Raw genomic sequence first — 13782 nt, forward strand, 5'->3', positions numbered from 1 at the left:
TTTTGCAGCCGCCAAAGCCGAAACTTCTCGATCAGCGAATTAGTGAACATGCACAATTGCGAGCGCCGCGAAGCAATCCAGAATCGTTCCGCGGAGGGACTCTGGATTGCTTCGCCGTGCCGCCGTGCTCGCATGACGGGCGGATAGAGTTGAGCCTCAGCCGGGCAAGCAGCCCGGTTGACACGTCGGGCAAAACAGTGGCATAAAGTGATAATCGAAAAATCCGAAATTTGCCCGCGGCGCTGATCATTTGGAAATGACGATGAGCTTCGATCCAGATGAGGTTCAAGGCGCGCTGCGCAAGGCATGGTCGCTGTCCACGTCGAGCAAATGGACCGCGAGCAATCCGGCCGCGGGGCAATGCAACGTCACCGCGCTGCTGATCCACGAACTCTTCGGCGGCGACTTGCTGAAGACGCCACTGCCGGCCGGCGATCATTTTTACAACCGGATCGAAGGCCGACGCCACGACTTCACGGCGAGCCAGTTCGACCAGCCGATCGCTTACACCGACGTGCTGACGGATCGCGCCGATGCGGAGCAGGGGCTACGAGCCAGCAACTGGCCGCTCTGAAAGATGCGTTTGTGAGGCGCAGCTCGAGTACATCGTAGGATGGGCAGCGCGGCTCGAGTACACCGTAGGATGGGTTGAGCGCAGCGAAACCCATCATCTCACCCGATGCAAGAGGAAGCAGAGTGCACGACGTCGACGACATCGCACGTCAGGGGCGGCGCACTTCGAAGTAGGTCTTCGCGTCCCGCTGAAAACCCGCGCCCTCGTAGAAGCGCAGCGTCGTCTCCCGCTTTGAACCTGTCGCCAAATGGACTTTGTAGCAGTCAGCCTGCGCTGCGATATCGATAGCGTGAGCAAGAACCCGTCGGCCAAGTCCCAGCTTACGGTACGCGGCATGGGTGACCACATTTTCGATCACTCCATACGATCGTCCGCCGCGAGACAGGTTGGGGACGATCGCGAGAGTGCATGAAGATACGAGCAGCTCTGCCGCCTGCGCAACAATGACGGTCGTGACGTTGGATGTCAGCAGCGTCATCCAAACGCGCTGGGCTGTGGCGCGCTCCAGTTCAGGCTCATCTGGATGAAGATGTCGGTAGAGTTTCAACACTTCGCGCAGATCGTCCTGCGTGGCAGAACGGACAATGGCCTCGTTCATTCAATGACCCAATGATTGCCGGCGGATGAAGCTATCGGAGAGGCTTTGATCGACCTGTCAGTACACCGTAAGATGGGGGCAGAGCGCAGTGAAACCCATCATCTCATCGCGGGATCGTCAGGCGCGCAATCAGGATTGGGCAAACGGTTATGGGCTTCGCTGCGCTCCACCCATTCTACGTGCCGCGCCGGATCAATGCTGCCCAGCCTTCCAGTCGCGCTTGATCTTCTTGGCCAGCGACCATTTGTGGACTTCGGTCGGGCCGTCGTAGATCCGGAAGGCGCGGATCTCGCGAAAAGCCTGCTCCACGATGGTTTCGGTCGAAACTCCGGTGCCGCCCATCACCTGGACGCAGCGATCGGCGACGCGCATCAGGGCTTCCGACACGGCGACCTTCGCCATGGAGCTCTCGGTGGTGCCGAGCGAGCCGGTGTCGAGCACGCCTGCGCACCAGTCGATCATCAGTTCCGATTGCTGAAGATCGATCAGGTTCTCTGCCAGCATGAAGCCGACGCCTTCGTGATCGACCAGCGGCTTGCCGAACGCCTGGCGGCGGCAGGCATAATCGGTGGCGATCTCGTTGGCGCGGATCGCAAGGCCGAGCCAGCGCATGCAGTGTGACAGCCGCGCCGGGCTCAGGCGGATCTGGGCATATTTGAAGCCCTCGCCGGAGGCGCCGAGCATCTGGTCTGCCGGCACGCGCAGATTCTCGATGTCGATCTCGGCATGTCCGCCCGGCATCGAGCTGTCGATCGTGTCGAGCACCCGCAGGGTGCGGATCGCGGGATTGGGCAGGTCGACCAGGAACATGCAGGCGCCGTCGTCCGACTTCGCCATGACGATGCCGACTTTCGCGCCCTCGGCCCCGGTGATGAATTTCTTGCACCCGTTGATGACCCAGTGATTGCCGTCGAGACGGCACGTTGTCTGCATCATTGACGGATCGGATCCGGCGCCGCCCGCATCCGCAGGTTCGGTCATGAAGAACGCCGAGCGCGCTCTGCCGGAGACGAGCGGCTCGAGGAAGCGCGCTTTCTGTTCGCGGCTTCCGACCTTGCCGAGCAGATACATGTTGCCTTCATCCGGCGCCATGGTGTTGCACGCCAGCGGCCCGAGCGGTGAGAGGCCGGTCTTGATCAGAGCCTTTGCGGTCTCGCGCTGAGTGAGGTGAGATCCATCGGCAAGAATATGCGGCGTCAGCACGCCGGCCTTGCGCGCCTTGGCGCGCAGCTCCTGGACGAGTTCGTCGCTCGGGCCGTGTGGACCCGTCCGCGGATCCTTCTCGTAAGGAACGACCTCGGTGCGGATGAACGCCTCGATCTTCGCGGCAAGGCTGTCGTCTTGATGGGACATGATCACTCCGGTCGTCCTCCGCCTCGGTGCAACGCTGGCTTTCGATCACCTATAGACGGGCGGGCCGGAGATGAGCAACACCCGCGCCGGCGCATCACCGGATCGGAGTGACCGAATTGTCCAATCTTGTTCGGGTTGCGCGAAGATTGTCGTTGGTATCTCTTCCTTGATCACACGCCGTGACGCGGGCATCAAAAATCAAGCCGGCCGTAGAGTTCGTCGAATGGTCTGCACACATGCTCGCGATAGGCGGGGCTCGATTGCAGCCGCTCATACCAGCGCTCGACATTCGGCAGGTTCGGCCGTGGAAGGTCGAGATTGAGGTAGCGATAGAGATGGGTTCCGATCGGAATATCGGCGAGTGACAAATGCTCTCCCAGCATGAAGGACTTGCCGTTCAACTGACGGTCGATGTGCTTCAGGCAACGGCCGGTTTGTTCCAGAGCCTTGTCGACCGCAGCCAGATTGCGCTGCGCTTCGGGCGTCCGATACCAGCCCCAGAATACGCCAACCAGGAATGCCGGTTGCAAACTGGTTTGCGACCAGTCCATCCATTGATCCGCCTTCGCGCGCTCAGCTGGATTCGTCGGCCAGAACGGCGTTTCGGAACCGTATTTGGCTGCAAGATACCTTAAGATGGCGTGCGACTCCCACACGATGATGCCGGAGTCATCGATCACTGGAACGCGGCCATGCGGGTTCATGGCCAGGAATTCAGGCGTGTCGAGGCCCCCGAACGAGCCTCCCAGTTCAATGTGCTTGTGCGCAATGCCGAGCTCGCCGACCAGCCACATGACTTTCTGCAAGTTGAATGACGATTTTCGACCGTAAATGGTGAGCATTTGGCGTAGACCTCATGAATTCGCGTCCTGGATTTGCGCGTCTGCCTTTGCATCCGGGCTGCTCTGGCCCACGCGCGGCTCTGTTCCTGCCAATAGCCGCTCGATGTTGGCCCGATGGCGCACGATGACGTAGAGGCCGCCCGCGATCACCAATAGCCGATAAGGCAACGGTTGCTCGAATGCGCAGACGAGAACGATCGCGGTCAGCGCTGCGAGGATCGAGCTGAGGGAGACGATGCGGGTGCTCGCCAGCACGATGCCGAAGGTCGCCGCTGCGCCCAATCCGACCGGCCACGACATCGCCAAGAGCACGCCGAGCCCGGTCGCGGCGGATTTTCCGCCCGTAAAATTCAACCAGATCGAACGGCCATGGCCGAGCAGTGCGGCGATGCCAGCGAGGCAAACTGTCCACGCCAGCCAGCCTTGCGGATCGGGCGCTGTCGGCGGCGCGGAGGACAACTGCGTCGCGAGCCAGGGGCAGAACCAGCGGGCGACCAGGATGGCCGCGACACCTTTCAGCACGTCGATGACGAGCACCGCCAATGCCGGCCATTTGCCAAGCGTCCGCAGCACATTCGTGGCGCCGGTGGATCGGGAGCCGTGCTCTCGAATATCGATACCCCGAAGTAGCTTTCCCGCCAGATATCCCGTGGGTGTGGAGCCCAGGAGATAAGAGATCACCAGACCAAACGCGCTCGCCGTCCAGAATGCCATGGGTCCCTATCCCGTTTCGATGATCGGCGTTTTAGCGCCGGCCTTGCCGGGCGGCTATGGGCTGGCTCGTGAACCTGATCCCGGGCTGGGACGTCAAAAACCGGCAGCTTCAGGCTGATGACCTTGTCCTCCAGTTTGACCAGCCTTTTCGATGCGCCCTTCGTGATCGCCATATGGACTTTGACGCCCTTTGTCGTGGGCGGGCCGCTGCTTTTGAGGTTCCTGAATTACAAGCCGGTGACGCGGTGCGCGGTCGTGCAGACCTTGACGAAAGTCTTGGGAACAGGGTGCTGGCTCACATTTGGCACGGTTGCGATCAAAGCCTTTGAACACGGTCTGATCTCTCTGCCCATCAGTAACCTCGCTGTGGCGCTGTTGTTTACCGTTACCGCCGGCAGCTCGTTCCTGATCGAGCGGTGGTGTCCGGACGAACAGCCCTAGGCTCGGCTGGACGATCATTCAGCCCGCTCGACGGTCCATTTCGTTTTCCGTCGGCGCGAATTTGGCCAGCTTCTGCCGAGCTGCCTCCGGCAGGCGTTCCGCCCGACGCCGCTCCCCTATAAATTGCACCGAGATCAATGTTGTTATTGTACCGAGATATGGATCGGGATCATATTCGGATCAATCAGAGCATTGCACCGGGCTCGTTCCGAGCTATGGAGCCACGACAATGACCGTCAGCTATCTCGACCTGTCTCTCGCCTTCATCGGATTGGTGTTCGGCGTGCCCTCAGCGCTGCCCCGCCTGTTTTTCCGGGTCGAGGACACATCGCGCCGGCGGGCGTCGTAGAGAAAGCAGGGGGCCGGAGATGCCGATATGGATCTGACGGTCACCACCATTATCATCGCCTTCGCCGGCGTGTTCCTGATCTGCTTCATGAAGGGCGCGTTCGGCGGTGGCTTCTCCATCATCGGCATTCCGCTGCTGTCCTTCGTGATGGATCCGGTGACGGCCGGAGGTCTGCTTGCGCCGCTGTTCATCGCGATGGACCTGTTCGCGCTACGCTACTGGAAGCCGTCGACCTGGTCGAAGCCGGACCTCGTCTTGCTGCTGCCCGGGCTCGTGATTGGCATCGGTCTCGGTTACCTGATGTTTCGCGTGCTGGATCACCGCGCCGTCGCGATCGTGATGGCGGTCGTGACCTTGATCTTCGTCGGCCTGTGGTTCTTCAGCGATCCCAAGGTGGTCATCGCTCCGCGTTCGACGCCGAAGGCCGTGGCTGCCGGTCTCGCCTCTGGTGTCACGACCATGGTCGCGCATTCCGGCGGACCGCCGCTTGCGATGTATCTGCTGCCGCTCGGCCTCAGTAAGGAAGTCTACGCGGGAACGACGAGCCTGTTCTTCACCGTCGGCAACGCAACCAAGGCGGTGCCGTGGCTGTTGCTGACGCGGCCGAGCAGCAACGAGTGGACCCTAATGGCGATTTGCCTGCTCGCCATTCCCGCCGGCGTCTGGCTCGGCTGGCGCCTGCACGGGCGGCTCGACCAGCAGCAGATTTTCCGGGCTTGTTACGGATTGCTGGTCGTCACGGCGCTCAAGCTGCTGTGGGACGGCGTGTCCGGATATCTCGCCTGAGGCGCCAAGCTTACATGAAACTGACGGCAGGTAAAAAGGCGGGCGCGGCTCGCCTTTTTACTGGCTGAAACGGGATGGATGGTGGAAGAGATCGAAGCGGCGGCGCGCGCCGCGTGGTGATACCGGATATGCGATGCGCCTTCTGATCGTCGAGGACAATGCCGAGCTGTCGCGGCTGGTTGCGAGCGGCCTGTCGGCGGCCGGCTATGAGAGCGACATCGTGGGCAGCGCGGCCGAGGCGCGCGAGGCGGTCAGCAGCGTCAGCTATGCCGCGATGATACTCGACCTCGGCCTGCCCGACGGCGACGGCCTGTCGGTGCTGCGCGAGCTGCGGCGGCAGATGGAGCCGCTGCCGGTGCTGGTGCTGACCGCGCGCGGCGGCCTGCAGGACCGCGTCAGCGGCCTGCGCAGCGGCGCCGACGATTATCTCGCAAAGCCGTTCGCGATGGAGGAACTGGTGGCGCGGCTGGAGGCGATCTTGCGCCGGCCGGGGCAACTGCTCGGCCGCTCGCTGCGCCTCGCCAACCTCGTCTACGACACCGAGAGCCGGCAGATCTTCGTCGACGACCTGCCGCGGATCATTTCCGCGCGCGAGACCTCGGTGCTGGAGATCCTGCTGCGCCGGCAGGGGCGGGTGGTGCCGAAGAAGAATGTCGAGGACCACATCTTCGGCCTCGAAGGCGAGGTCGCCTCCAACGCCGTCGAGGTCTACGTCTCGCGGCTGCGCAAGCAGCTCACCGAGCACGGGGCCAGGGTCGTGATCCATACCATCCGCGGCGTCGGCTATCTCATGGCCGAGGAGAAGTAGCGTGGCCGAGGCCAGATCTTGGGCCGGGATATTCGCGAGATCGCCCACGTTCAAATCGCTGATCTGGCGCATCGTGTTCCTGCACATCGTGGCGGTCGCGGTGGTCGCGATCTTCCTGCCGCTGGTGCTGTTCTGGCTGCTCAACTCCGAGATCGACCAACTGCATCGCGACGCCATGCGCGCCCAGGCCGAGGTGCTGGCCGAGCGCATCGTGCCGCAAGCGGACGGCAGCCTGACGTTCAACCTGCCGGACAGCCTGCGAGGCCTCTATTCGGAAGCCTATGGCCGCTATCTCTACGACATCCGCGATGCCGACGGACGCGTGCTGTTCTCCTCGCGGCGCAAGACCGGCGATGCCACGCCGCCGCGGCTGTCGGAGACGATTTCCGGCGCCGGCGTCAGCCGCGTGATCGAGGGCAAGACGGTGCGCATCCGCGTCGCCGAGGACCTTTCGCACCGCGACGTCATCATCGACGACATCGTCTCGAACTTCTTCCGGCGGGTCGCATGGATCACCATCCCGATCCTGCTGGTCCTGCTCGGCATCGACATCATCATCTTCCGCCGCGCCATCGCGCCGCTGTGGAAGGCCTCAGAGGAGGCCAGCAATATCGGCCCGGCGCGCACCGACATCCGCCTGCCGACCGAGCAGATCCCGCGCGAGATCATGCCGCTCGTCACCGCCGTGAACCAGGCGCTCGACCGCCTCGAGGACGGCTTTCGGGTGCAGCGGCAGTTCACGGCGGATGCCGCGCATCAATTGCGCACGCCGCTGGCGATCCTGCGCACGCGGATCGAGACGCTTCCCGACCGCGAGGCCCGGCAGGTGCTGCATGCCGACATCGAGGGCATGAGCCGCATCGTCGCCCAGCTGCTGGAGATCGCCGAGCTCGACACGCTGGTGCTCGATCCCGGCGAGACTGCTGACTTACGCGCCGTCTGCACCGAAGTGGTCGGCGCGATCGCGCCGTTCGCGCTGGCCCAACACAAGGACATCGCGCTGAAGGGCACCGATGCGCCGGTGCTGATCCACGGCAATTCCGAGATGCTCCAGCGCGCCATCTTCAACCTCGCCGAAAACGCCATCAAGTTCACGGCGCAGGACACCTCCGTCGACGTCGAGGTCGGCGAGGACGGCTCCGTGCGCGTGCGCGATTGCGGCCCGGGCATCGCGGAGGCCGAGCGCGAATTGATCTTCCAGCGCTTCTGGCGCCGCGACCGCCAGCGCAGCGACGGCGCGGGCCTGGGTCTTTCGATCGTGCGCGGCGTCGCCGACGATCACGCCGCGACGGTCGCGGTGGAGAACCTCAAGGGCGGCGGCGCGGAATTCACGCTGCGGTTTCGGCTGGCGGAGGGATCTGCTGCTTTTCCCTCTCCCCTTGTGGGAGAGGGTGGCTCGCTGCGATAGCGGCGAGACGGGGTGCGGGGTCTGTCTCCGCGAGTCCCGCTCTCACTCGAGCTTACAGAGGCAACCCCTCATCCGGCGCCATAGCCGAAGCTTCGCTTCGGCGTTCTTAAGAACGGCGGCCGTAGGCCGCCTATGCCACCTTCTCCCACATCCTCCTTCGCCAAGGCTTCGGCGGACATGAGGGGAGAAGGGAAGAGGCGTCAGCGTTTGCTGCTACAGCGGCTCAGCTATTTCTGTGGCAGACCCAGATCCAGCGGCGGCAGGTCGATCTGCGGGACCTCGATCTTGACCTTGTCGAGGTCGACCTTGGCCGGCTTGTCGAGCAGGGCCGTCACCGTGATCGGGAACGCGATCACAATCAGCACCATGATCATCTGCAGGCCGATCCAGGGCATGGCGCCCCAGTAGATGTCCGAGCTCTTCACTTCCTTCGGCGCGACGCCGCGGAGGTAGAACAGGGCGAAGCCGAACGGCGGATGCAGGAACGAGGTCTGCATGTTCACGCACAGCATCACGCCGAACCAGATCAGCGCCGGGCCGTCGCCGACGACGGGGCCGAGGATCTTCTGCGCGATCGGGGCGATCATCGGCAGGATGATGAAGGCGATCTCGAAGAAGTCGAGGAAGAAGGCCAGGAAGAAGATGAACAGGTTGATGAAGATCAGGAAGCCCCAGACGCCGCCGGGCAGCGAGGTCAGGAGGTGCTCGAGCCAGACGCCGCCGGAGACGCCGAGGAACACCACAGAGAAGCAGGTCGACCCGATCAGGATGAAGGTGACCATGCAGGTGAGGCGCATGGTGGACTCGTAGCCCTGCTTGATCAGGTCACGCAGGTCCGGCATGCGGGCGGCCGAGATGCAGATCCAGGCGACCGCCAGATAGGTCACGGCGAACGCGATCTTGAAGACCAGGTTCTCGGTGAACAGCATCGCGACGATGGTGCCGATGCCGGCGGCGATGATGCCGACGACCAGCACCTTGCGGTCGGTGGAGGAGAACTCCTTGTGGTGGATCGCGGCGAGCACGATGGCGCCGACCGCGCCCATGGCGCCGGCTTCCGTCGGCGTCGCAAGGCCCATCATCATTGTGCCGAGCACGACGAAGATCAGCACGGCCGAGGGGATGATGCCCATCAGGCACTTCTTCCACAGTGCCCAGCCGGTCAGCGTGCGCGCCTCCAGCGGCACCGGCGGCACATGGCCCGGCTTGATCAGGCCGAGGATGAAGGTGTAGCCGGCGAACAGCAGGATCTGGAACACCGAGGGGCCCCAAGCGCCGAGATACATGTCGCCGACCGACTTGCCGAGCTGGTCGGCGAGCACGATCAGCACCAGCGAGGGCGGCACCAGCTGCGTGATCGTCCCGGAGGCAGCCAGCACGCCCGTGATGTAGCGCATGTTGTAACCGTAGCGGATCATCACCGGCATCGAGATCAGCGCCATGGCGATGACCTGCGCCGCCACCGTTCCGGTGATGGCGCCGAGAATGAAGCCGACGATGATGACGGAATAGCCGAGGCCGCCTCTGATAGGGCCGAACAGCTGGCCCATCGAATCCAGCATGTCCTCGGCGAGCCCGCATCTTTCCAATATCGCGCCCATGAAGGTGAAGAACGGGATCGCGAGCAGCAGCTCGTTGGAGAGCACGCTGCCGAACACGCGGCCCGGGATCGCCTGCAGGAAGTTGAGGTCGAAGAACCCGAGATGGATGGCGAGGAAGCCGAAGGAGAGACCGACCGCGGCAAGCGTGAACGCCACCGGGAAGCCGATCAGCATCGCCAGAACCAGGCCGCCGAACATCAACGGCGGCATCATTTCCAGCGTAATCATTGGGTCGGCCTCTCGTACTTGGCGTCGATCGTCACATAGCCCTGGAGAGCCGCGATACGCTTGATGACTTCGGAAACACCCTGGAGCGCCAGCAGGACGAAGCCGGCGGGAATCACGAACTTGATGGGCCAGCGGATCAGGCCGCCGGCGTTACCGGACATCTCGCCGACATTATAGGCCTGCATGAAGAACGGCCAGGACAGATAGGCGAGCAGAAGACAGGAGGGGATCAGGAAGAACAGCGTGCCGATCATGTCGAGCCAGAGCTGGCCACGTTCGGAGAGCGTCAGATAGAGGATCTCGACCCGGACGTGCTCGTTGCGCTTGAAGGTGTAGGACGCGCCGAACATCACCAGGATCGCGAACATGTACCATTGCAGCTCCAGCCACCCGTTCGACGAGTAGCTGAAGGCGTAACGGATCATGGCGTTGGCTGCGCTGACCAGGCACGCGAGGAGCACCAGGAGATTACAGGCGTAGCCGATCTTCTCGTTGAGGAGATCGATGGCGTTGCTCACCGCCAGCAATGGACGCATCTTACTTTTTCTCCGTCGCGGCCCGATTTCACGGAAGCCGCATCAATACGCATCGCTCGACCCGGGTGCAACAAACACGGGGCCGCATGGCCTCTTGGCCAGAAACCTTGCGGCGTCAGTCCTTCCTCGCGGCAAGCCGCCGCGACAGCGGCCGATCCGGTGAGGGTTTGAATGCAGCCTTTATTGCTTCGGTTGACCAAAATCGAGTGGCGGCATCTCGACCGGGGGTACCTCGATATTGATGGTACTTGGGTCGATGTTCGGCTGGGTGCCCTTGTAGTGCATGACCATCGACGGGAACGCGATCACGAGGGCGACCATGATGATCTGGATGACGACGAAGGGCACGGCACCCCAATAGATCTGGCCCGTGGTGACCGGATCCATCCGCTTGCCGGTCACGCGATCGGTATATCGCTCCTTGGGTGCGACCGACCGGAGATAGAACAATGCGAAACCGAATGGTGGATGCATGAACGAGGTCTGCATGTTGACCCCGAGAATGACGCCGAACCAGATCAGGTCGATGCCGAGGTGCTCGGCCGCGGGTCCGAGCAGGGGGATCACAATGAAGGCCAGCTCAAAAAAGTCGAGGAAGAAGGCCAGCACGAAAACGAACGCATTGACGAAAATCAGGAAGCCGATCTGGCCGCCGGGCAGAGACGTGAGCAGGTGCTCGACCCAGACGTGGCCGTTGACGCCATAGAACGTGAGCGAGAACACGCGCGCGCCGACCAGGATGAACACGACGAAAGCCGACAGCTTGGCGGTGGATTCCGTCGCCTGCCGGATCAGATCCCAGCTCAGCCGCCGCTTGGCTGCGCCCAGGATCAGCGCACCGGCCGCGCCCATCGCCCCGCCTTCCGTCGGCGTCGCAAGACCAATGAAAATGGTGCCCAGCACCAGGAAGATCAGAAACAGCGGCGGGACCATGACGAAGGTCGTCTGCTGGGCCATCTTCGAGAGGAAACGGAAGCCTGTGAGCTTGTCGACGACCCAGTTCAGCACAGCGACGGCGAACGCAAAGATGATGCCGTTGAACATGCTCAGCACGACGAAATCGGCGCCGTGCGTGTCCGAATGGCGCATCATGAACCATCCGAACACGCAGCTCGCGACGAAGAGCGCTCCGAGGGACACAAGGCCACGGCTGCCATTCTCCTCACGGAAGCCTATGGCCTCCTTCGGCAGGCCCGGCGCGGCTTTCGGGAAGATCAAGCTGACGAGGAAGGCATAGGAGGCGTAGAGGCCTGCGAGCACCAGCCCGGGAATGAAGGCGCCCTCGTACATGTCGCCGACGGACTTGCCGAGCTGGTCGGCCATCACGATCAGGACGAGCGAGGGCGGAATGATCTGCGCGAGCGTGCCGGACGCGGCGATGATGCCGGTCGCCATGCGTCGATCATATCCGTAGCGCAGCATGATGGGTAGCGAGATCAGCCCCATCGAGATCACGGAGGCGGCGACCACGCCGGTCGTCGCAGCGAGCAGGGCGCCGACGAATACGACTGCGTAGGCAAGCCCTCCGCGGATGGTCCCGAACAGCTGTCCGATGGTGTCGAGCAAGTCCTCGGCCATTCCCGATCGCTCCAGCACCAGACCCATGAAGGTGAAGAAGGGAATGGCGAGCAGCGTGTCATTGTTCATCACGCCATAGACGCGCTCGGGAAGCGCGTTGAGGAAGTCGGGGCGAAATTCGCCGAGCTCGATGCCAATCACCGCAAAGAACAGGCCGACCGCGCCGAGCGAGAATGCGGCTGGATAACCGAGTAGCAGCGCGACCACGAGCGTCGCGAACATGATCGGTGCCAGATTGGCGATGATAAAGGCTGTCATGCTTCCCCCTGAGCCGTCGCCCGCGGCTACTTCTTCTCGATCGCTTCGACCAGGTGTTCGACTTCCGCCTCCAGCGTCGACACCTGGGACTCGTGGGGATCCGGCATCAGCCCACGCATGATCGCGATTCGTTTGATCAGTTCAGAGATGGCCTGAACGAGCAGGAACGCAAAACCGATCATGATCAGGGACTTGGCGGGCCATTGCGGCAGGCCGCCGGCGTTACCCGATTGCTCGTTTATGTGGAAGGACCGCTGGAAGAAAGGGATGCCGGTGATGATCATCACGATGCACAGCGGAATGAGGAAGAACACATGGCCGATGATGTCGATCACGTTCCGCGCCGTTTTCGGCAGCGTGTTGTTTACGATGTCGATGCGGATGTGCTCGTTGTCGAGCAGCGTCCAGGGTGAGCAGAGCAGAAAGACGACGCTGAAAAGCACCCATTGCAGCTCGAGCCACGAATTGGAGGACGTGTCGAAGATCTTCCGGACGATCGCATTGACCGCCGAGATGACGACGGCAACGACAATCATCCAGGCGAGACGTTTACCGGTCCAGCGCGTGAACGCGTCAATTCCGCGGCTCAGCTTAAGGAGCGCTTGCAAAGATAGGTCCTCCCCGATGGTGCCCCGGCCGTCTTGACTACGCCGAGCGGGCGTGTGGCTTGTCTCGCCGCGCAGGCACGAAGCGGTCGCACCAAACCAGCGGGTTCTCCTTCCGTCAATCGGAAAATGGACAAATTGACGCCCCGTCAAAAGCTTAGGTTAGCGGCGGCCGGTCTGGAAGGCCTTCATCCGGCCGATCAAGAACCTCAGCAGCTGGCTGGCCGCATTCGGCAATTCACGGCCCAGCCGGGTGATGATGTGCGCCTCTGCCGCGGAAAGCAGCACATTGTCGACGGGAATGGCGACCAGCGATCCGTCCTCGAGGTCCGCCGCCACCGAGAAGGCCGGCAGCAGGGTCACGCCGAGGCCGGCGCGGACGAAATGCCGGAGGATGCTGATCGAGGTCGTGGTCAGCTTCGGCGACAGGCCGATCTTCTCGGATGTCTCGGCCATCGTCAGCAACTGGCGCGTGCCGTAGCCCGCATGCATGAGCCCGAGCTCGTGACTGGCAATTTCGCGAAGCCTGACCGGGCGGCGGAGTTTTGCGAGCGGATGGTGGGGGCGCGCGATCAGGCAGATCGGCTGCCGGATGGCGGCGCAGGAGCGGATTCGCGGATCCTGCGGCGGATGATAGACGAGCCCGATGTGGCAGCGATCGTCGGCAATGGCGCGGATGACATCGCTGGTGCCCGCAAGTTCCAGCGAGATGGTCAGTCGCGGATGCTTGCGCCAGAACTCGTCGAGCGCGCCGCCCATGAGATCGGCGACGAAGCCTTCGCCCAGAACGAGGTCGATGTGGCCGCGATGCAGCCCCTGCAGCTCCCGTAAGCGGGCCAGCGTGTCATCCCGGTCGACCGTGTGCCGCCGATAATGCTCGATCAGGAGCGCACCCGCCTCGGTCGGCCGCACGCCGCGGCTGTGGCGGTCGAGCAGGGCGGCATCGAGCTCGCGTTCCAGAAGGGCGATCTGCCGGCTGACCACCGACGGGTTGACGCCGAGCGCATCGGCTGCGGCGCGCACGGCGCCGTAGTGGGCGGCCTCGAACAGATAGCGGAGCCGGTTTTCGTCGAGTGCATTGATCATCCCCAAGTGTTGCCCAC

Annotated in this window: 14 protein-coding genes; 5 read left to right on the forward strand and 9 right to left on the reverse strand. The window is 62.9% G+C overall.

Annotated elements, in window-relative coordinates:
- Positions 1 to 262 precede the first annotated feature (262 nt).
- On the forward strand, positions 263 to 574 hold the full coding sequence (locus tag HYH08_RS00005) for a YunG family protein (RefSeq protein WP_228747447.1): 312 nt from the start codon (positions 263 to 265) through the stop codon (positions 572 to 574).
- 148 nt (positions 575 to 722) lie between these two features.
- On the opposite strand, the gene HYH08_RS00010 is transcribed toward HYH08_RS00005, so the two are convergent.
- The 4 genes from HYH08_RS00010 to plsY all read right to left on the reverse strand — a co-directional run bounded on the left by HYH08_RS00010 (position 723) and on the right by plsY (position 4081).
- The gene (locus HYH08_RS00010) at positions 723 to 1172 is read right to left on the reverse strand and encodes a GNAT family N-acetyltransferase (protein WP_220007693.1); all 450 of its coding nucleotides are present in this window, start codon (positions 1170 to 1172) and stop codon (positions 723 to 725) included.
- Between the two features lie 192 nt (positions 1173 to 1364).
- Entirely contained in the window at positions 1365 to 2525 is a 1161-nt protein-coding gene (locus tag HYH08_RS00015; protein WP_220007694.1) for an acyl-CoA dehydrogenase family protein, read from the reverse strand.
- 191 nt (positions 2526 to 2716) lie between these two features.
- Positions 2717 to 3367 carry a glutathione S-transferase family protein gene (locus HYH08_RS00020; protein WP_220007695.1) on the reverse strand — a complete coding sequence of 217 codons (651 nt, stop codon included), beginning with the start codon at positions 3365 to 3367 and terminating at the stop codon, positions 2717 to 2719.
- A gap of 12 nt (positions 3368 to 3379) precedes the next feature.
- The gene (gene plsY, locus HYH08_RS00025) at positions 3380 to 4081 is read right to left on the reverse strand and encodes a glycerol-3-phosphate 1-O-acyltransferase PlsY (protein WP_220007696.1); all 702 of its coding nucleotides are present in this window, start codon (positions 4079 to 4081) and stop codon (positions 3380 to 3382) included.
- 117 nt (positions 4082 to 4198) lie between these two features.
- On the opposite strand from plsY, the gene HYH08_RS00030 reads away from it, so the two are divergent.
- The 4 genes from HYH08_RS00030 (at position 4199) to HYH08_RS00045 (ending at position 7873) form a co-directional block, all read left to right on the forward strand.
- Positions 4199 to 4522 carry a hypothetical protein gene (locus tag HYH08_RS00030; protein ID WP_220007697.1) on the forward strand — a complete coding sequence of 108 codons (324 nt, stop codon included), beginning with the start codon at positions 4199 to 4201 and terminating at the stop codon, positions 4520 to 4522.
- 376 nt (positions 4523 to 4898) lie between these two features.
- Entirely contained in the window at positions 4899 to 5657 is a 759-nt protein-coding gene (locus tag HYH08_RS00035) for a sulfite exporter TauE/SafE family protein (RefSeq protein ID WP_220007698.1), read from the forward strand.
- 133 nt (positions 5658 to 5790) lie between these two features.
- Positions 5791 to 6465 carry a response regulator transcription factor gene (locus tag HYH08_RS00040; RefSeq protein WP_220007699.1) on the forward strand — a complete coding sequence of 225 codons (675 nt, stop codon included), beginning with the start codon at positions 5791 to 5793 and terminating at the stop codon, positions 6463 to 6465.
- A gap of 1 nt (position 6466) precedes the next feature.
- Complete coding sequence (locus tag HYH08_RS00045) at positions 6467 to 7873, forward strand: sensor histidine kinase (protein WP_220007700.1); 1407 nt, start codon at positions 6467 to 6469, stop codon at positions 7871 to 7873.
- 227 nt (positions 7874 to 8100) lie between these two features.
- Here HYH08_RS00045 and HYH08_RS00050 read toward each other — a convergent pair whose 3' ends face one another.
- The 5 genes from HYH08_RS00050 to HYH08_RS00070 form a co-directional block, all read right to left on the reverse strand.
- Positions 8101 to 9702 carry a TRAP transporter large permease gene (locus HYH08_RS00050; protein ID WP_220007701.1) on the reverse strand — a complete coding sequence of 534 codons (1602 nt, stop codon included), beginning with the start codon at positions 9700 to 9702 and terminating at the stop codon, positions 8101 to 8103.
- On the reverse strand, positions 9699 to 10238 hold the full coding sequence (locus HYH08_RS00055) for a TRAP transporter small permease subunit (RefSeq protein WP_220007702.1): 540 nt from the start codon (positions 10236 to 10238) through the stop codon (positions 9699 to 9701). The genes HYH08_RS00050 and HYH08_RS00055 overlap by 4 nt, the downstream gene beginning before the upstream one ends.
- Before the next feature lie 180 nt (positions 10239 to 10418).
- Positions 10419 to 12074, reverse strand: coding sequence for a TRAP transporter large permease (locus HYH08_RS00060; RefSeq protein ID WP_220007703.1), 1656 nt, complete (start codon positions 12072 to 12074; stop codon positions 10419 to 10421).
- Positions 12075 to 12100: 26 nt separating this feature from the next.
- Entirely contained in the window at positions 12101 to 12682 is a 582-nt protein-coding gene (locus HYH08_RS00065) for a TRAP transporter small permease subunit (RefSeq protein WP_220008321.1), read from the reverse strand.
- A gap of 159 nt (positions 12683 to 12841) precedes the next feature.
- Positions 12842 to 13765 (reverse strand): LysR family transcriptional regulator, encoded by a 924-nt coding sequence (locus HYH08_RS00070; protein WP_220007704.1) that lies wholly within the window; start codon positions 13763 to 13765, stop codon positions 12842 to 12844.
- Positions 13766 to 13782 lie beyond the last annotated feature (17 nt).

This window comes from Bradyrhizobium sp. BR 10289 (assembly GCF_019455385.1).
Classification (GTDB): domain Bacteria; phylum Pseudomonadota; class Alphaproteobacteria; order Rhizobiales; family Xanthobacteraceae; genus Bradyrhizobium.

What these genes read in the sequence shown, in the direction of transcription:
- HYH08_RS00055 (WP_220007702.1), bottom strand. Translation starts at nt 10,238, where the DNA reads ATGCGTCCATTGCTGGCGGTGAGCAACGCCATCGATCTCCTCAACGAG.
- HYH08_RS00015 (WP_220007694.1), bottom strand. Translation starts at nt 2,525, where the DNA reads ATGTCCCATCAAGACGACAGCCTTGCCGCGAAGATCGAGGCGTTCATC.
- HYH08_RS00070 (WP_220007704.1), bottom strand. Translation starts at nt 13,765, where the DNA reads ATGATCAATGCACTCGACGAAAACCGGCTCCGCTATCTGTTCGAGGCC.
- HYH08_RS00050 (WP_220007701.1), bottom strand. Translation starts at nt 9,702, where the DNA reads ATGATTACGCTGGAAATGATGCCGCCGTTGATGTTCGGCGGCCTGGTT.
- plsY (WP_220007696.1), bottom strand. Translation starts at nt 4,081, where the DNA reads ATGGCATTCTGGACGGCGAGCGCGTTTGGTCTGGTGATCTCTTATCTC.
- HYH08_RS00040 (WP_220007699.1), top strand. Translation starts at nt 5,791, where the DNA reads ATGCGCCTTCTGATCGTCGAGGACAATGCCGAGCTGTCGCGGCTGGTT.
- HYH08_RS00005 (WP_228747447.1), top strand. Translation starts at nt 263, where the DNA reads ATGAGCTTCGATCCAGATGAGGTTCAAGGCGCGCTGCGCAAGGCATGG.
- HYH08_RS00020 (WP_220007695.1), bottom strand. Translation starts at nt 3,367, where the DNA reads ATGCTCACCATTTACGGTCGAAAATCGTCATTCAACTTGCAGAAAGTC.
- HYH08_RS00035 (WP_220007698.1), top strand. Translation starts at nt 4,899, where the DNA reads ATGGATCTGACGGTCACCACCATTATCATCGCCTTCGCCGGCGTGTTC.
- HYH08_RS00030 (WP_220007697.1), top strand. Translation starts at nt 4,199, where the DNA reads ATGACCTTGTCCTCCAGTTTGACCAGCCTTTTCGATGCGCCCTTCGTG.
- HYH08_RS00010 (WP_220007693.1), bottom strand. Translation starts at nt 1,172, where the DNA reads ATGAACGAGGCCATTGTCCGTTCTGCCACGCAGGACGATCTGCGCGAA.
- HYH08_RS00060 (WP_220007703.1), bottom strand. Translation starts at nt 12,074, where the DNA reads ATGACAGCCTTTATCATCGCCAATCTGGCACCGATCATGTTCGCGACG.